The sequence below is a fragment of the Roseibium algae genome, from assembly GCF_037783265.1.
Taxonomy (GTDB): Bacteria; Pseudomonadota; Alphaproteobacteria; order Rhizobiales; family Stappiaceae; genus Roseibium; species Roseibium algae.
Map to the genome: position 1 here is coordinate 39,547 of NZ_JBAKIA010000013.1, position 17,638 is coordinate 57,184.

Annotated in this window: 14 protein-coding genes and 1 tRNA gene; 6 read left to right on the top strand and 9 right to left on the bottom strand. The window is 54.6% G+C overall.

The window, feature by feature from the left end; genetic code table 11:
• Positions 1-95: 95 nt before the first annotated feature.
• Positions 96-1,112, bottom strand: a complete 1,017-nt coding sequence (locus tag V6575_RS16870) for a Gfo/Idh/MocA family protein (protein ID WP_340276004.1) — start codon at positions 1,110-1,112, stop codon at positions 96-98.
• A gap of 149 nt (positions 1,113-1,261) precedes the next feature.
• The gene (gene ppk2, locus V6575_RS16875; protein ID WP_340276005.1) at positions 1,262-2,170 is read right to left on the bottom strand and encodes a polyphosphate kinase 2; all 909 of its coding nucleotides are present in this window, start codon (positions 2,168-2,170) and stop codon (positions 1,262-1,264) included.
• A gap of 198 nt (positions 2,171-2,368) precedes the next feature.
• Here ppk2 and V6575_RS16880 point away from each other — a divergent pair, with 198 nt between their 5' ends.
• From V6575_RS16880 to V6575_RS16905, 6 genes are read left to right on the top strand one after another with little or no spacing between them, the layout of a single operon-like run.
• Positions 2,369-3,013, top strand: a complete 645-nt coding sequence (locus V6575_RS16880; RefSeq protein WP_340276006.1) for a TetR/AcrR family transcriptional regulator — start codon at positions 2,369-2,371, stop codon at positions 3,011-3,013.
• 1 nt (position 3,014) lies between these two features.
• Positions 3,015-4,622 carry a carboxyl transferase domain-containing protein gene (locus tag V6575_RS16885; protein ID WP_340276007.1) on the top strand — a complete coding sequence of 536 codons (1,608 nt, stop codon included), beginning with the start codon at positions 3,015-3,017 and terminating at the stop codon, positions 4,620-4,622.
• A gap of 10 nt (positions 4,623-4,632) precedes the next feature.
• Positions 4,633-6,624, top strand: coding sequence for an acetyl/propionyl/methylcrotonyl-CoA carboxylase subunit alpha (locus V6575_RS16890; RefSeq protein ID WP_340276009.1), 1,992 nt, complete (start codon positions 4,633-4,635; stop codon positions 6,622-6,624).
• A complete protein-coding gene (locus V6575_RS16895) occupies positions 6,614-8,254 on the top strand; it encodes an acyl-CoA synthetase (protein WP_340276010.1) in 1,641 nt (546 codons plus the stop codon). The genes V6575_RS16890 and V6575_RS16895 overlap by 11 nt, the downstream gene beginning before the upstream one ends.
• 10 nt (positions 8,255-8,264) lie before the next feature.
• Positions 8,265-9,125, top strand: a complete 861-nt coding sequence (locus tag V6575_RS16900; RefSeq protein ID WP_340276011.1) for a hydroxymethylglutaryl-CoA lyase — start codon at positions 8,265-8,267, stop codon at positions 9,123-9,125.
• On the top strand, positions 9,122-9,913 hold the full coding sequence (locus V6575_RS16905; RefSeq protein ID WP_340276012.1) for a crotonase/enoyl-CoA hydratase family protein: 792 nt from the start codon (positions 9,122-9,124) through the stop codon (positions 9,911-9,913). The genes V6575_RS16900 and V6575_RS16905 overlap by 4 nt, the downstream gene beginning before the upstream one ends.
• A 3-nt stretch (positions 9,914-9,916) precedes the next feature.
• Here the strand turns inward: V6575_RS16905 and V6575_RS16910 are convergent, their stop codons facing one another.
• The 7 genes from V6575_RS16910 to hemC all read right to left on the bottom strand — a co-directional run bounded on the left by V6575_RS16910 (position 9,917) and on the right by hemC (position 17,630).
• The gene (locus tag V6575_RS16910; protein WP_340276013.1) at positions 9,917-10,795 is read right to left on the bottom strand and encodes a hypothetical protein; all 879 of its coding nucleotides are present in this window, start codon (positions 10,793-10,795) and stop codon (positions 9,917-9,919) included.
• Positions 10,796-11,042: 247 nt separating this feature from the next.
• The gene (locus tag V6575_RS16915; protein WP_340276014.1) at positions 11,043-11,864 is read right to left on the bottom strand and encodes a response regulator; all 822 of its coding nucleotides are present in this window, start codon (positions 11,862-11,864) and stop codon (positions 11,043-11,045) included.
• A 213-nt stretch (positions 11,865-12,077) separates the two neighbouring features.
• Positions 12,078-12,153, bottom strand: a tRNA-Thr gene (locus V6575_RS16920).
• 156 nt (positions 12,154-12,309) lie between these two features.
• Complete coding sequence (locus V6575_RS16925; protein WP_340276016.1) at positions 12,310-14,139, bottom strand: heme biosynthesis protein HemY; 1,830 nt, start codon at positions 14,137-14,139, stop codon at positions 12,310-12,312.
• A gap of 79 nt (positions 14,140-14,218) precedes the next feature.
• Positions 14,219-15,859, bottom strand: a complete 1,641-nt coding sequence (locus V6575_RS16930) for a COG4223 family protein (RefSeq protein ID WP_340276017.1) — start codon at positions 15,857-15,859, stop codon at positions 14,219-14,221.
• Positions 15,860-15,993: 134 nt separating this feature from the next.
• Positions 15,994-16,701, bottom strand: a complete 708-nt coding sequence (locus tag V6575_RS16935; protein ID WP_340276018.1) for a uroporphyrinogen-III synthase — start codon at positions 16,699-16,701, stop codon at positions 15,994-15,996.
• 5 nt (positions 16,702-16,706) lie between these two features.
• Positions 16,707-17,630, bottom strand: a complete 924-nt coding sequence (hemC, locus tag V6575_RS16940; protein WP_340276019.1) for a hydroxymethylbilane synthase — start codon at positions 17,628-17,630, stop codon at positions 16,707-16,709.
• Positions 17,631-17,638: the final 8 nt, after the last annotated feature.

Here is a 17,638-nt window from a genome sequence, read left to right on the forward strand (position 1 = left end):
GCGCTGCGAACCACCTAATGGGACTCAAAACAAAACCCCGCCTTTTTGGCGGGGTTTTTTTATTGGGCTAAGACTTCAACGCAAGTCCAACCAGCTTAATTGTCTATAGAAGCCCAGCCGTCAGCTTTTTCCGAAGCAAAAAGGGCATCCAGGATCGCCATGTTTTGTACGGCATCTGCCGGACCATAAGGCAAATCGATCTCGCCCCGTGTGGCCCTGCCGAAAACGTCAATCAACTTTGCATATTGATCACTCGAGCCGATGGTTTCGGACTTTGCAGTCAAATCGGCAAACCCTGTTCCATCGTCTAGTCGGATCAGAACCTCTTCACTCTGCGGCGCATTGTAGGGGATCATGATTTCAAGCCGGGCTTTGGTGCCCACCAGATTGATCCGCTGATACGGAACCAACTGCGTCGAGACCGTGAAGTCCAACCTCCGACCTTGACCAAAATCCAGAAGGGCGCTGGACAAGCGGTCCGTGCCAAAATCAGGGTCGCGGTCGATCAACGACAAAACGCGTGTGGGCTCAGCTTCAAAGAAGTAACGCCCCGCTACCATCGGATAACAACCGATATCAAGCAGCGCACCGCCCCCAATATCCGCCTTATTGCGAATATTACCGGGGTCCGCGTTGAAGTAGCTAAAAAAGGACTGAATTGCGCGCAGCTCTCCAAGAGCGCCAGACCGAACTATCTCCCGAGCCCGGATCCACTGTGGATGCGCCCGGACCATAAAGCCTTCGGCGACAAGCTTGTCTTTCGGCAAATCCAAAAGCTGCCGCGCTTCGTCTGCAGAGAGCGCGATAGGTTTTTCGCACAGCACATGCTTGCCCGCCTCCACGGCCTGCACCGTCAATGGCACATGCATGTGGTTGGGAAGCGGATTATATATCGCATCAATATCAGGATCAGCCAGAAGTTCCTCGTAGGAGCCATAGGCTTTTTCAATCCCAAGCTCGGAGGCTGTCGATTTGGCGCGCCCCAAATCGCGAGAAGCGATTGCAGCAGCAATGCCGGTCTGTGATCGGGAAATACCCGGAATCACTTTCTCAAGGCCGATTTTCGCCGTTGAGAGAATGCCCCACCTGACGGAGCTTCGATCGTTTGCCATATCAGTGTCTCCCGTGACCATCCACCCTGAGGTTCGCTCCTCAGAAGACATCTGTCATCGCAACCCAGACGGAAGAAAGCAAGGTCACGGCACTTCAGCAGCGCAAGGGGATCCGGACCATCGAAGACAGCCCGGATATATCAAGTTCCTCAGAATTTAGTCGGCACATAGAGTTCGTCCGGCAGCACCTTGCGTTCATAATCGGGGTTTGAGCGTCGATCAGGCAACTTGATCGGCTCGTGCGGCACTTCTTCGTAAGGCAGCATGCTGAGCAGATGGCTGATGCAATTCAGTCGCGCCTGCTTCTTGTCATTGCCTTCAACGATAAACCAGGGCGCTTCGGGAATGTTGGTTCGCTCCAAGGTCTCTTCCTTGGCCTTGGTGTAATCCTCCCAACGCACACGCGATTCCAGATCCATAGGGCTCAGTTTCCACTGCTTCAGCGGATCGTGAATACGCATCAGAAAACGAAGCTGCTGCTCTTGGTCAGTGATCGAAAACCAGTATTTGACCAGAACGATGCCGGAGCGCACTAACATGCGTTCGAACTCAGGAACATCCCGGAAGAACTGCTCAACCTGATCAGCGGAGGCAAATTCCATGACCTGCTCCACGCCAGACCTGTTGTACCAGGAGCGGTCGAACAGAACCATTTCACCGGCTGCAGGAAGATGTGGCACGTAACGTTGGAAATACCACTGGCTCTTTTCCCGCTCCGTTGGGGCCGGCAAGGCGACAACGCGGGCAACACGTGGATTGAGCCGCTGGGTGATACGCTTGATAACGCCCCCTTTGCCTGCGGCATCGCGGCCTTCAAAAATCACGACGAGCTTTTGTCCAGTGTGCTGAACCCAATCCTGCAGCTTGACCAGTTCTGACTGCAAACGCAGCAATTCTTGGAAGTAGGTTTTACGGTCAATCTCAGACTTGTGTTTCAGATCGGAAATAAAGGCCAGGTCTTTGGCGATCAGATGATCGTCGAGTTCCATTTCCAACTCTTCATCCAGGCTATCTTGCCACTCTGCCTCGACCCAGGTCCGTGCACTGTCATCACTCATCTGATTGTCCTCTTCACTTCAAGTCGTCAGGCCTGAGCATAACGATGCTTTTCTGCTCTCTTGTGAAACTCTACTTGTTACAGTTTTTTGACACCCGGCTGCCAATCACTCCTTTCGCCTGGTCATTTGCCCTTTTGGGTCCTTTTCCAGTTGAAAATGAATGATCGTTCATTTATTTTCATTTTTGGAGGAACTTCTGTGTCACATCAAATCGCGACCCTTGCAGAGCGAAAGCCTGCAAAAAAGGGAACACAAACGGCCCATCGCGTTCGCAGAGCGGCATTGAAGCTGTTTGCCCGGCAAGGCTATGCCGCAGTGTCCATGCGTCAGATTGCAACAGAGGTCGGCGTCCAACCGGGTGCCCTCTACAACCATTTCTCTACCAAACAAGAAATCCTGAAAGATCTGATGCTGTCGCATATGCGCGACCTGCTGGAAGCATGGCAGGAACACGCCGCAAACACAGACAGGCCATCAGACCCTCTCGAGGCCTTCGTCACCTTCCATATCCGCCATCATTTGCAGCGTACCGAAGAGGTGTTCATCTCCTACATGGAGTTGCGCAATCTTGAGTCTCAGAATTTCTCTGAAGTAGAAGTCGAACGCCGCCGCTATGAGGCCATTCTAACCGCAATTTTAGAAGACGGTGTGAAACGCGGTGTGTACCGGATTAAGGAAACACGGGTCGCGACACGTGCGATCATTGCCATGTTGACCGGCATTCCGACCTGGTACCGCGAAAGCGGCATGCTCTCTGCAGAGCAAATCGAAGCAATTTATCTGGATATGGTGCACGGCAGTGTGTCTGCCATGCCTTTGTCCCCTGCAAGAAAGAACCGATGACATGACCATATTGAAATCGAACCTGTCATCACGCAGTGCGGAGTTTCAGGCCAACACAAAAGCCCATGAAGCCGCCTTGGATGACATTCGCGGCGCTGCAGAGGCAGCAGCTGGCGGCGGCGGTGAGGCTGCACGTGAGCGCCACATATCTCGCGGCAAGATCTTGCCAAGAGAGCGCGTCTCCCGCTTGCTCGATCCGGGTTCACCGTTTCTGGAAGTCGGCATGTTAACGGCGCACGACATGTATGAGGGGGCAGCTCCTGCTGCCGGTATCATCGCAGGCATTGGCCGCGTCGAAGGCCAGGAAGTCATGGTTCTGGCCAATGATGCGACGGTCAAAGGCGGCACCTATTATCCGCTGTCGGTCAAGAAGCATCTGCGCGCGCAGGAAATCGCAGAAGAAAACAACCTGCCGTGCGTCTACCTGGTCGATTCCGGTGGGGCCAATCTGCCGAACCAGGACGAGGTCTTCCCTGACAGGGATCATTTCGGTCGAATTTTCTACAATCAGGCCAATATGTCCGCCAAAGGCATTCCCCAGATAGCCGTTGTCATGGGATCCTGCACGGCTGGCGGGGCCTATGTCCCCGCCATGTCGGATGAGACAATTATCGTCAAAAACCAGGGCACGATTTTCCTGGCTGGCCCACCGCTGGTGAAGGCTGCCACTGGCGAAGAAGTCTCAGCAGAAGATCTCGGCGGCGGCGATGTTCATACCCGCCTGTCCGGTGTTGCCGATCATCTGGCCCGCGACGACGCCCACGCTCTGGCGTTGGCACGGCGCTCAATTTCAAACCTGAACAGAACCAAACAAACCGGGCTTGCCATTCAGGCTTCCGAAGAACCGCTGTATGATCCGGATGAGATCCTTGGCGTCGTCCCGGCGGATCTGAAAACACCCTACGATATCCGGGAAGTCATCGCCCGGACAGTTGATGGCTCCCGTTTCGACGAATTCAAAGCCCGCTATGGCACGACACTGGTGTGCGGCTTTGCCCATATCCACGGCATGCCCGTCGGCATCATCGCCAACAACGGTGTTCTGTTTTCTGAAAGTGCCGTCAAAGGCGCACACTTTGTCGAGCTTTGCTCACAGCGCAAGATCCCACTGGTGTTTCTGCAGAACATCACCGGCTTCATGGTCGGCCAGAAATACGAGGCAGGCGGCATCGCCAAGGATGGCGCTAAGCTTGTGACCGCTGTGGCAACGTCCAAAGTTCCCAAAATCACCATGCTGGTCGGCGGCTCCTTTGGTGCTGGCAACTACGGCATGTGTGGCCGCGCTTTCAGCCCGCGGTTCTTGTGGACCTGGCCAAACTCGCGCATCTCCGTTATGGGCGGGGAACAAGCCGCAGGCGTTTTGGCAACCGTCCGCCGTGATGGCATCGAACGAAAAGGCGGATCTTGGTCCGGCGATGAAGAGCAGGCCTTCAAGCGTCCAATCGTCAATCAGTTCGAAGAGCAGGGCCACCCGCTCTATGCCTCTGCAAGACTTTGGGATGATGGCATAGTTGATCCACGCAAGACACGTGACATCCTCGGCCTGTCGCTCTCCGCCTCCCTAAACGCTCCAATCGAAGACACGCGCTTCGGCCTGTTCCGGATGTGAGGAAAAGATAATGTTCAAGAAAATCCTCATTGCCAATCGCGGCGAAATCGCCTGCAGGGTCATGCAAACCGCCAAACGCCTCGGCATCAAAACCGTCGCGATCTACTCTGATGCGGACGCAAATTCCAAACATGTTGCGTTGGCAGACGAGGCCTATCGCATCGGCCCCGCGCCCGTTGCAGAAAGCTATCTCAAGATCGATGCGATCATCGAGATCTGCAAGCTCAGCGGCGCTGAGGCCGTTCATCCAGGCTATGGCTTCCTGTCCGAGAATCCGAATTTTGTCGATGCTCTGGACGCAGCAGGCATTACCTTCATTGGCCCGAGCGCATCAGCGATCCGCGCCATGGGTCTCAAGGACGCGGCCAAGACATTGATGGAAAAGGCTGGAGTGCCCGTCGTGCCCGGCTATCACCGCGACACGCAGGATCCGGGCTTCCTGCAAATCCAGGCTGGCAAGATCGGCTATCCGGTTCTGATCAAGGCACGCGCAGGTGGCGGCGGAAAAGGCATGCGCCGGGTTGATCGCCCGGAAGAGTTCATCACGGCGCTGCAGGCCGCCCAGCGCGAGGGCGAGGCCAGCTTCGACGATGGCCGGGTTCTCATCGAGAAATACGTCTCAAAGCCACGCCACATCGAAATTCAGGTATTTGGCGACAACCACGGCAACGCGGTTCACCTGTTTGAACGTGATTGCTCGCTTCAGCGCCGCCACCAGAAGGTCATAGAAGAAGCCCCGGCCCCCGATATGCCGGAGGACATGCGCCAAGCCATGGGCGAAGCTGCTGTCACAGCCGCCAAGGCAATTGGCTATTCCGGTGCTGGTACCATCGAATTCATTGTCGATGTTTCTGAAGGCCTGCGCGCAGACCGTTTCTTCTTCATGGAAATGAACACTCGGCTGCAAGTCGAACATCCTGTCACGGAAATGATCACTGGCGAAGACCTTGTGGCGTGGCAGCTGCAAGTCGCATTCGGTAAGCACTTGCCCAAAACACAAGAGCAGCTGACTTTCTCCGGCTGGTCATTTGAGGCGCGGCTCTATGCCGAGGATGCCCCAAAAGGCTTTCTTCCCGCCATCGGCACACTGTGTCATGTGTACTTTCCCGATGACATGGCCCGGATCGACAGCGGTGTGCGTACCGGTGATGAAATTTCGCCATTTTACGACCCGATGATCGCCAAGCTGATTGTGCATGGGCCAACACGCAAGATAGCACTCGCAAAGCTTCTGGCAGCGCTTGAGGCGACGCAAGTCGCAGGCTGCGTGACCAATGCCGCGTTTCTCGCCAGCCTCTGCCGCCACAAGGACTTCGCCAGCGGCGATGTCGACACTGGCTTGATCGAGCGTGATCTGGATAATCTGGTCAGGGAGCCCATCGCGCCCAATGAAGCAATCGCTCTGGCGGCATTGTCAGCCCTTGGCCTCATGGAGAAGCCCACCACCCAAGACCCTTGGAGCCAACTTGCGGGCTGGACCATGGGACCAGCCTCTCAGCAATATGCGCGGCTTGAAATCGCAGGCGATCTTCACGACATCGAAGTTCAATGCCTGGATCAAAAACACTTCAATGTCCGCATAAATGATGCTTCGGTCCAGCTCCACGTCGTGAAAGCGGAAGATGGGCATGTCACCTTTGACAGCGAAGGCCATCGCCAAAGTGCATCAGTGGCAAAGGATGGCGGATCAATAACCGTTTTCCTTGGCGGGCTCGCTCATAAATTCGGCCTGACCGACCACCTCGCCAATGATGACGAGCAATCCGGCAGCAGTGACCGTCTGATTGCGCCCATGCCTGGTCTGGTCAAACTCCTGAATGCCACAGCCGGTCAGGTCGTCGAAAAAGATCAACCGCTCATCATTTTGGAAGCCATGAAGATGGAGCACACGCTCAAGGCTCCCCGAGACGGCAAGATTGGCGAGGTCTTTGCAGCTGAAGGCGAACAGGTTCAAGACGGCACGACCCTCCTCATCATGGCGGAGGAAGAGGATGCTGCCTGAGGCAAAAACCTATGAAGCGATTCAACAGCGCTTCAAATGGCAGATCCCTGAGGTGTTCAACATCGGCGTTGCCATTTGCGACAACTGGGCCGCCAAAGACCCGGACCGGGAAGCCTTGATCTTCGCAGAGGAAGGCGGCGACACAAAAACTTTCAGCTACGCCGACTTGAAGAAGCTCTCAAATCAGCTGGCAAATCTGTTGCAAGCTGAGAGTGTAGAAGCTGGCGACCGGGTCGGCGTTCTCTTGCCACAAATGCCGGAAACCGCCTATGCTCATATCGCAGCGCTGAAACTCGGTGCGATCACCATTCCCCTTTTCACGCTCTTTGGTGACGAAGCACTCGCCTTTAGGCTAGGCAACTCCGGCGCGAAAGTCGTCGTGACCGATGCAAGCGGCGCTGAGAAGATTGCCCGCATTCGCCAAGAATTACCTGATCTTAAACTGGTTTTATGCACGGACGGCGAACAGTTCGGCGCCAAGGATTTGTCAACTGCGATCAGCAGCCAATCGGGTGATTTCACCCCGGTCGAAACCAAGGCAGACGATCCAGCTATCATTATATACACCTCCGGCACCACTGGTCAGCCGAAGGGAGCATTGCACGCGCATCGGGTCTTGCTCGGCCATCTGCCCGGCGTTGAAATGAGCCACGACTTTCTGGGCCAGCCGGGGGACCGTATCTGGACACCTGCCGACTGGGCCTGGATTGGTGGATTACTGGATGTTTTGATGCCCGCACTTCACCTCGGCGTCCCCGTCGTTGCCTGCAGATTCAAGAAATTTACGCCAGAAGCCGCCTTTGCCCTGCTGGAAGCGCAAAAAATCCGCAATGCCTTCCTGCCACCAACCGCTCTGAAGTTGATGCGTCAGGTGGACAGCCCGGAAGATCGCTGGACACTCGACATGCGCTCAATAGCCTCTGGCGGCGAGACCCTCGGGACAGAGTTGATATCCTGGGGCCGCAAGACATTTGGTCTGACGATCAATGAGTTCTATGGCCAGACCGAGTGCAACATGATCGTCTCCAGTTGCTCAGCCATCATGGAAGCACGGCCGGGTATCATGGGAAAGCCCGCTATTGGCCACACCGTCAATGTGGTCGATTTCGACGGCAATATTCTGCCAGATCACACCCTCGGCAATATCGCCGTGAAACGGCCAGACCCTGTCATGTTCCTCGGATATTGGAACAATCCATCGGCCACAAAAGAAAAGTTTGCCGGCGACTGGCTTTTGACCGGTGACACCGGAGAACGCGATGCAGAAGGCTGGATTCGCTTTGTCGGCAGAGACGATGATGTCATCACCTCGTCAGGCTACCGTATTGGCCCCGGCGAAATCGAAGATTGCCTGCTGAAACACCCGGCAGTCACGCTGGCTGGCGTTGTCGGCAAACCCGACCCGCAACGAACAGAAATCGTCAAAGCCTACATCGTGCTGGCAGCAGGCGTTCAGGCGACAGACGAGCTCTCGACTGAAATAGCCGCCTTCGTCAAGACACAGCTAGCTGCCCATGAATATCCGCGCGAAATCGCCTTCGTTGACAGCCTGCCCATGACAACAACAGGCAAAGTGATCCGCCGTGAGTTGCGCGCCATGGCAAATGACAATCCGGTCACCGGACAATGAGAGAAATACGATGAGCGACTTTGTCACCATCTTTGAAATGGGTCCGCGAGACGGACTGCAGAACGAGACTATCTTTGTCGAAACCACCGACAAGATCCGGCTGGTCGACATGTTATCAGACTGCGGCTTCCGGAAAATCGAGGCGGCCAGCTTTGTCAGCCCCAAATGGGTGCCACAAATGGCAGATGCGACCGAGGTCATGGAAGGCATTTATCGCCATCCGGCGGTGATCTACACTGCCCTGACGCCGAACGTAAAAGGCTATACGGCAGCCAAGAGAGCATCGACTGATGAAGTCGCTGTTTTCGGATCGGCATCGGAAGGCTTTTGCCAGAAAAACATCAACTGCTCCATCGACGATAGCATTGAACGGTTCAAGCCCCTCTTTGACAAGGCTCATAACGACGGCATTCCGGTACGCGGCTACATCTCCTGCATCACAGACTGCCCTTATGATGGTCCAACGTCGCCCGAAACAGTCGCCCGTGTCGCCAAAATGCTGTTCGATCTGGGATGCTATGAGATTTCCCTCGGCGACACGATTGGCGCAGCGACACCCGAAACTCTCACTTTGATGCTGGATGCGGTTCTTGCCGAGCTTCCTGCCAAATACCTTGCAGGTCACTATCACGACACCAAGGGCCGAGCCTTGGAAAACATAGAGATCAGCCTCGACAAAGGCCTCCGCGTCTTTGACGCCTCCATCGGAGGTTTGGGCGGTTGTCCTTACGCACCAGGCGCCAAGGGCAATGTTGCGACAGAAGCTGTTGCCAGCCTAATGGCGCGAAAAGGCTATGAGACCGGCCTCGACATGGACAAGTTGTTGGCCGTTGCCGAATTCGCACGGTCCTTGCGGAGTGCACAGACATGAGTTTCGAGACAATTTCCATCACGACCGATGAACGAGGCGTCTCGACCCTGACGCTTGATCGCGCAGACAAACATAACGCGCTCTCAGCGGTGATGATCGATGAGTTGACCGCAGCAGCAGCACAGCTTGCCAACGATCCAGCCGTACGGGTTGTCATTCTCACGGGATCCGGCGCCAGCTTCTGCGCAGGCGGGGACCTTGGCTGGATGCGAGAACAGTTTCATGCTGACCGGGCGACACGCATGGCAGAGGCCCGTAAACTCGCCAGAATGCTGAAGGCCTTGAACGAATTGCCCAAACCTCTCATTGCCCGTGTGCAGGGCCAGGCCTTTGGCGGCGGCATCGGAATGATGAGTGTCTGTGACACAGTCGTCGCAGTCGATAGCGCCAAATTCGGATTGACCGAAGTTCGCCTCGGGCTCATTCCCGCAACTATCAGTCCCTATGTGCTCGCCAGAATGGGGGAAGGAAATGCGCGGCGCGTTTTCATGTCCGCACGGCTTTTCGGAGCAGAAGAAGCCAAAGACCTTGGTCTGGTTGCACGGGTCACCGACATGAATGACCTTGATCAAGCGATTGAAGCCGAGATCAAACCCTACTTGTCCGCTGCACCTGCTGCCGTTGCAGCCAGCAAGGCCCTCGCCCGGTCTCTTGGTCCGGTGATTTCAGAAGATGTGATTGAAGATACCGTCAACAGACTGGCAGATACATGGGAAACGCCAGAAGCACAGGAAGGCATCTCCGCGTTTTTTAACAAGCGCAAGCCGAGCTGGGTGATCAAGAATTAAGACTTAAACCTGCTGCTCGCGATATTTGCGTACAGTCTCTGCAATTCGGGCTACATCAAGCGGCACGGTATCACTTCCTGTTCCAGTCTCTTTCCCGACCCCAGAACCTGTGCCACACCCGGTGACCGTTTCATCATCCTCAGGCTTGCGATACATCCGCTCTCGAACACGGCGGATTTTCTTGCGTTCTCGTTCGCTAATGCCTTCCGGCAACTCAACACCAGCACGATCCATCCCGATCAACACACGTTGAAGATCTGGAATACCTTCTGAGGGAACCAAAAACTCCGTGCCACTGTTGGCAATAAACACGAAAGTCTTGCTGTCCTCAGAACTACCAAGCATGGAAACCCGTTTACGACCATTCCCATCGAAAAGACCGGACAGCCAACCAAGTCCCCGGGCAAGATGCACTTGCCGAATACGCATGGCATTCAAGTCCGTATAGCGAACCCTGGCAGTCAAACCAAGTTGTGTGACTTCAAAGCCGTTGCCAAAAAACCGGACCCAGGATGTTTCACTTCGAACCGCAACCATGAAGAATACAATAGACAAGCTCGCCGGAAGCATCAGGATAAAAAACAGCCAAAATCCGGCCACGCCAGTGCTCATTCCGGCTCCCAACAGGGATGCAGAGAACAGCGGCACACCAACGCCAAATCCGATAGCATCTGTGACAAGGACACTCGGTTGTATAACAGGCCGAACCGCCCCATTGGGCATCTTGCTTTGCGGCAAGGCACAATACATTCCTATACCCGCAGCAATGCAAAGCGCACCACTCAACAATGTCATGAAAGTGGTCGCGCCAACGATCCCCAAGACAGCCAGAAACAGCGGTACGATGCGTCGTAACAATTCCAGTTTAGCCGAACGCCCCAAAACCTTCTCCACAGCCTGATTGCCAAGCGCTGAAAGTATGCGATCCGATCATAGGATGATGACTGAGGGCAAAGGTCAAGTCCAGCCTGGGGACGACGCTCCCCGCTTACATATATGAGACACCAAAGACCACATCTATTTGGCGATCAACACAACCATTTCTTAAAAAAGTAGAGAGAAAGCAAAGCCATCCGAATTTTGCCCGCTATCGCTTAACCAGATCTAGAAGCGGTTCGATGATTTCAGATCAGGAAGCTTTTTTATCTCTCTCCAGAAAGCTGAACAAATCACGGACTTTACCAAATTTTGGATCTTCCAATCCGAGCAACTTGTGCATTAAAGAATCGATATCAGACGAGTTGAAAGGTTTCTTCAAAAATCCATTGATACCAATGAAAGCCGCAGATCTTTCGAGATAGGTCGTGTCATTTGTTGACATCATGTAGATAGCCACTTTGCTGGACAACTCCCGGATCATACCGGCAAGTTCCAGCCCATCAATGTCCGGCATGTGAAAATCCGTAATCACGATCCTGAAGTCGCCTCTCCGAAGCTTCCGACGCGCTTCCTCAGCACTTCCAGCTTCGTCTACATCAAACTGGAAGCGACTTCCGTCCAAGGTCTTACGTGTCAGTTTTCGCATGGTTGCCGAATCATCCACGATCATAACTGGATAGACTTCGGTCATCGTCATGTATGCTGATACGATGTCGGCCACATCTTGTTTCGAGAACGGCTTTTGAAGGAAGTGATACGCACCGAAATCCTTCAATACTTTTTCATGGCCTCCGTCCATTTGACTCGATATCGCGATGGACAGGCATCCTTTTGACTGCGTCTCAGACATCGCAGCGACAACTTGGGAACCTGTTAGCCCTGGCATATTGATGTCGATAAATGCAAGATCGAACGGTTTCTTCCTCAAGGCATCAATAGCCTTTTGGCCGTCTTCCGAATTTTCAATTTCGAAATAGCGTTTTTCCTGATGAATGCGAATCCCCTGGTTCACCAATGCACGCACAGGACTGCTGTCGTCAGCAACCAGTGCCCGGATCATTTTGTGAGCCATCGGGGGATCTCCCTAAACCAAGTATATAAAAGCCGTTTAGATTAGGAAAATCACGAACCACTAAATATTTAGTAAAATCACCTAGCCATCTAAGTGATCAATTCTGAAAGTGATGCGCTTGACATCAAGTAAAATCTTGGCACAGCTGCCAATAAAACAAAGCCTTGCACCTCCAAGGAGGCGGAATTCGAACTGACAATCTAAATAGGAATATGGTGCCGCATAGGTGACTCGAACACCTGACCCCGTCATTACGAATGACGTGCTCTACCAACTGAGCTAATGCGGCATATCAGAGAACATAGTATGTACTCAAAACTGACGATCTCGACCATCAGGATGGGGCGCTAAATACCGGAGCCGAGAGCCAGATGCAAGAGCCTCTCGCAACTTGTTTAAAGGCAGATTCAAGTTGCTTTTCACAAAGACCACACGCCCTCACAACTCAATTGAAGAACCGAGGCCGTGTTGCCTTGCTGGTGTCTTTCTCTTCATCAAGCCCCGGATCATCTGGCAAGCGTGAGAACGGCACCTCGATAGGTTTCTTCAAAGCGCCCTCGGGCAAGGCCTCCTTTGAAGTGTCCGACGGTTCATTTTCCTTGCCAGCCTCTGATTTTTCCTCCGATGCAGACGCTTTTTCTTCAGTCTGCTTCACCCCGGAAACGGTAGTTCCTTGAGGTGTCGAATTGGCTGAAGTATCGTCCAGATCATGTGGGCGTATCGTATGCTGAACATCATCCGTCGTGCCTTCATAGCCGCTCGGCTGCGCAGGCTCAGAGCCGATTGCCGTGGAAGAAGATACGTGTTTGGAAACCGCAGCCTTGGACGGATCAATTTCAGTTTTCGAATCGACAGCAGCATCTTCGGACGTTTCATCAACGGTGGCAGACGCAGCCGGATCGCTTGTTGCAGTCTGAAAGGATGCCGAAGACACCGGCAGAGCAGGCGCATCAAACATGGCATCTTCAATCACAGGGCCTGGTTCTTCATCTCCAAAGCCTGACGGTGTTTTCCATTCGAATGCATCAAGTTTACCGCTTACGGGAGAGACTGCCTGCCATTCACGCGACACGACGCTGCCCGTCACCCAGGCCTTGTCGAGCGGAGCATGAACTGCACGGGACAGCCAATCACGCATGCGCCCCCGGTCCCCATGTTCAGCTTCTTCCAATTCGGCCATCAACAGGAAGGCTCCACGCACCGGTTCAGAACGAAGCACCTTCTTCAATTGCTCCCGCGCTTCGTCAAATTCGCGAGCTTCAATGGCCGAACGTGCCACTGCCATGGCTCCAATGGTCGTGTTGGACCGCAGGTTTGCAAGAGATTTTACCCTCTTCAGGCGATCAACAGCAGAATCTCCGCTACGCACGTGAGCGTAGGCATCAGCAAGATCCGGGTGCGGCATCACACGCCAAGTAGCCTCGATCACTTTAGAAGCCTTGCGGATCTCTCCTCTGCGGGTCGCCAAACGGGCAGTCACAACAGCAGCAGGAACAAGGTCAAGTGCCAACCCATGGGCTTCTTTGGCCAAAGAGAATGCCCGATCCGGCTCGCCATCTTCCAGGCTCTGCGCCAGAGCTGTCAGCACCACAGCCCTCTGGCGGCGATAAGCCTTCTTGTCCAGCATTTTGGCAGTGTAATTGCGCTCCAGCGTATTCAGCGCGTCTTCCCAATGGTTGGCCACGGCCTGATACCCAAGAACCGCCTTGCCAGCCCATTCCAGTCCAGGAGCTTCCTTGGCCGCTTCCTCAGCATAATGCCGTGCAGCAACAGGTTCCTGATGGCGCTCGGCTTCAATAAACAAGCCGTGCAATCCAAGCGCACGTGTCTGCTTTTTCTCAAGCATCTCTTCAAAGCGCTCGCGCGCTTCTTCGTCTTTTCCTGCAAGTTGTGCCGTTTGAGCAAGTAAGAGCTTGGCCGCAGGTTCACCTTTCAGGAGTTTATCAGCATCCAGACCATGCCTGCGCGCCATTTTTGCATTGCCGGTTCCAAGGGCTATCAACCCATCAGACAAGGCCTGATAGCCCTTATCCTTGCGCCGACGCTTAAAGAAACGGGCTGCAATTTTCGGGGATCGCAAAATGCTCAAGATGAGCCAGACCGCCAGCAAAAACAGAATGAGAACCAGGCCAGCCACCAAGCCAACAATGACCGGAGGCTTCTCCCAGACGTAGCCTTGCCAGCTTATGGACACGACCCCAGGCAGGTCTGCCATCCAGGCAAAGCCTAATGCAACAGCGAAGAGGATGGCAAAAAAGAACAGTACACGGATCATTCCGTTCGCTCCTTGGCTCAACCGGCTTAGCCCGGTCAATCACGGTCAGCCCACACACTTGCGGGCGGAAAATATCGAATCAGCTGTCTTTGCGCGACAAGGCTGCCAAAACTTCAGATGACGCAGCATCGGTCAGCTGATCAATCGCAACACGGGCCTTTGCCCGTCCGGCCCAATCAGCACCAACGCTCTTCGCTTCTGATGGCAGAAGCTCATAAGCCGTCAGGGCAGCACTCAGATCACCTTTTCCAACAGCAATCTCCATGCGTCTCAAAATCGCTTCGGGACCAGTTCCAGCCTCGTCACCAGGGCCGCGCACAGCGACAATCGATTTGGCACCTGCAAGCAGGCTGTCCAGCATGTCACCGGATCGTGCTGGCTCTGAGAACTTGGCAAACATCGCGCGCGCGACCTTTGGAAATTCTGCAATCAATACAGACACAGGTGCAACGCCGGTTTTGGCATGCGCTTCCAGAGCCGCAAGGTTTGTGTCCTTAGGCAGGCCTGCTTTCAGAGCCACCAATTCGGTTTCATATGGCCGCCCGGAGTCTACAGCTGATTTCAGCGCAGACACGGAAAGAGCACGGGCCGCCACTTCGCGGGCAGTGGCATCCCCCATGGTTGCCTCAACCGCAGCAAGGCGCTTGGACAATGAGTTCAATTCAGATTGAATTTTACCCAAGTCAGTCGTTTGCTTTTCACCATTGGTGCGAATGTCTGCAGAAAGTGTCGCCAGTGTCTCGCTTGCCCGAGCTTGGCTGTCAGCAAGGGTCTTCAGCGATACATCAGAGGACGAAACCGCCGTCTGGGCCGCCTTGGCCGTCGCCTCCACATTTGCAATACGCTTGGTCATGTCTGACATGCTGGAAGTCAGTGCTCCAAGATCACCACTTGGCTCACCACTAGCAGCCTTCATCTGTGCTGAAAGAGTCTCATAAGAAGATTTCAGCGTTGCAATCTCAGCCTGAACCGCGATGACAGACGTATCGGGTGCTGCACTCGCGAGCGCCTCAACCCGCTTTTGAAGGCTGTCCAACCGCTTGGAAGCGGCGGCACCTGCGCTCGCTTCACTCGCCAGATCACCCACGGTCTTCTCAAGGCCGGAAATTCGATTCAGTGCGGTCTTCACCTCGACGCCAACCCCTGCGGATTGTTCAGGCTGCAACTTCAACACACCGGCAACATGAAGGCCATAGGCGCCCGCAAGGACAACAAGGCCGCCAAAAACAGCGGAAGCCACTACACCGGCAACACCCACTCCGCCCTTGTCTGCAGCTGCTGGGGGCGATGAAAAAGTTTTAGATGCCCCCGGCGCAGCACTCTTTTCTGAGGAGCGCTTTGCTGCACTTGCCACCGACGGCTTTGGGTCCGAGCCCGCACTTGCACCTTTCCCGGAGGAAGCAGAAGTCGAAGGCCGCGCAGCCGAAGCTGTTGCAGCAGACCCAGATGGCGCCTGAGGTGGCCGGGATGTCGCAGCGCTTGGCGAAGACTTAGATGCCGCGCTCTCAGGCTTGGTATCAACCGGACCGGAAGCTGAAGATTTCGATTCGCTTTTCTGAGGCTTCAGATCAATTGTAACCGGGCGCTTTGAAGCAGCTCCTGCAGCAGATGTTGGCGTTGGCTTGGTCGCACCGGATGTCGCGCCCCCAGTTCCGGTCGTTCCAGCACCAGGTTTTTCCGCTGAAGGCTTGCTGCCAGGGGTGTCATTATCCGATGCCATATGCTGTCTCCTAACCGTCTGAATAGCGTTAGCCGCTCAGCCCATCACACTTACTATACACACCCGCTCGGGAAGCGGTAGCAAAACGGCAGAACGATTGCCGCACTGCAAGACTAACGACTCGCCCGCTTCGGTTAACACCGTCTTAAAGCGAGCTCGAACAGCGCCATTTCAGTTGGGTGCGATGCAATCTCAACGCAAGCCTCATCCGGCATCGGGCCCGCAGAACCCTCTGAAATGGCAACAACCCGCATACCGTGGAGAAGGTCAATGCGGCTAACCGCTTCCAACCTTGCAACCAAAGTTTCGGCAGTGCGTCGTGAATAAATCAACACCGCATCAACGCAATGAACCTCTAGAATTTGCAGCAGATCCATGTCGATATCAACGACCGGCTCCATCTGGTAAAGCTCGTTTAGAACACATGAAATTTGGGCCGTTTTGAGAAGTTCTTCAAGATCGCCGGCTCGGTCTTGCGCGGCCAAATAAAGCACCTGGCCGCCCGAATGACCTGAGACAATCTGGCGCGCCAGGTCAGCGACGTTCCCTTGGGCGGAAATGACGTCTTGAAAACCGGCGCCTTGCAAAACTTCGGCGCTTCTGTCGCCCACAGCATAGACAGGCAGGCTCGCCAGCAGATCTATCTGCTGATGACCGACCAGAATGTCTGCAACGCGCGCACTGGTAACCGCAAGAGCTGAGACACCCTCCAGATCAAACAATGGCGATGGTTTCTCCACCATACGCAACATCGGGGCTTGAAAGACCTCGTGCCCAAGCTCGCGCAACTTTTCAGCGCTGCGCGTGCATTCAGGTTCCGGTCGAGTGAGAAGAAACCGCACAATCTTCACTCAGTCAAAAAATTCGGCCCGGCCAGGGCCTTCAAAGCTTCACCAGCGTCACGGCCCAGAGCTTCCGCGTCGACGGCAAGACCTTCACGTTCAATGTCATGCACAATAGATCCGTCCGGTTTCAGGATTGTACCTTTGAGATGGAGCCGGTCTCCATCTAAGATAGCCAGCCCTCCAATCGGAGTACGGCAAGATCCGTCAAGAACAGCAAGGAACGAACGTTCGGCAACAATCCGCCGCTCTGTCCCCGGGTGGTGGATAGCGGCCAACATGCCGAGTGTGACCTCATCATCAATCCGGCTTTCAATGCAGTTTGCTCCCTGACCAACCGCTGGCAAAAACTGATCAGGCTCCAGGACACAGGTCACGACATCTTCCATGCCAAGCCGTTTCAATCCGGAATAAGCCAGCAAGGTCGCATCGACTTCACCTTCTCTCACGCGGCGCAAGCGTGTTCCAACATTACCGCGATACATCACAACGTCGATATCCGGCCTCAAATGTTTGATCATCGCCTGACGACGAAGAGAGCTGGACCCGATCACTGCGCCATGTGGCAAATCCTCCAGACGCTTCGCCTTGGGCGAGATAAAGGCATCACGCGGATCTTCACTTTCAATGATAGCGGTCAACGCAAGACCATCGGGCAAAACCGTAGGCATATCCTTGACGCAATGAACGGCCAGGTCGATCCGCCCATCCAACATTGCCTCTTCGATTTCCTTGGTGAAAAGCCCTTTGCCTCCCACTTCAGACAAGGGACGATCACGAATAATATCGCCAGAGGTCTTGATGACCTGAATTTCAAACGCCTCTTCGGGCATCCCATGGGCCGCCATCAGACGGGCGCGCACATCACGAGCTTGAACCAAAGCGAGCTCGCTGCCGCGTGTTCCAATGCGCAAAGGTTTCGTATGCAAGGATCTGC

Coding starts and splice junctions, on each gene's coding strand:
- V6575_RS16870 (WP_340276004.1), bottom strand. CDS start 1,112: ATGGCAAACGATCGAAGCTCCGTCAGGTGGGGCATTCTCTCAACGGCG.
- ppk2 (WP_340276005.1), bottom strand. CDS start 2,170: ATGAGTGATGACAGTGCACGGACCTGGGTCGAGGCAGAGTGGCAAGAT.
- V6575_RS16885 (WP_340276007.1), top strand. CDS start 3,015: ATGACCATATTGAAATCGAACCTGTCATCACGCAGTGCGGAGTTTCAG.
- V6575_RS16890 (WP_340276009.1), top strand. CDS start 4,633: ATGTTCAAGAAAATCCTCATTGCCAATCGCGGCGAAATCGCCTGCAGG.
- V6575_RS16895 (WP_340276010.1), top strand. CDS start 6,614: ATGCTGCCTGAGGCAAAAACCTATGAAGCGATTCAACAGCGCTTCAAA.
- V6575_RS16900 (WP_340276011.1), top strand. CDS start 8,265: ATGAGCGACTTTGTCACCATCTTTGAAATGGGTCCGCGAGACGGACTG.
- V6575_RS16905 (WP_340276012.1), top strand. CDS start 9,122: ATGAGTTTCGAGACAATTTCCATCACGACCGATGAACGAGGCGTCTCG.
- V6575_RS16915 (WP_340276014.1), bottom strand. CDS start 11,864: ATGGCTCACAAAATGATCCGGGCACTGGTTGCTGACGACAGCAGTCCT.
- V6575_RS16925 (WP_340276016.1), bottom strand. CDS start 14,139: ATGATCCGTGTACTGTTCTTTTTTGCCATCCTCTTCGCTGTTGCATTA.
- V6575_RS16930 (WP_340276017.1), bottom strand. CDS start 15,859: ATGGCATCGGATAATGACACCCCTGGCAGCAAGCCTTCAGCGGAAAAA.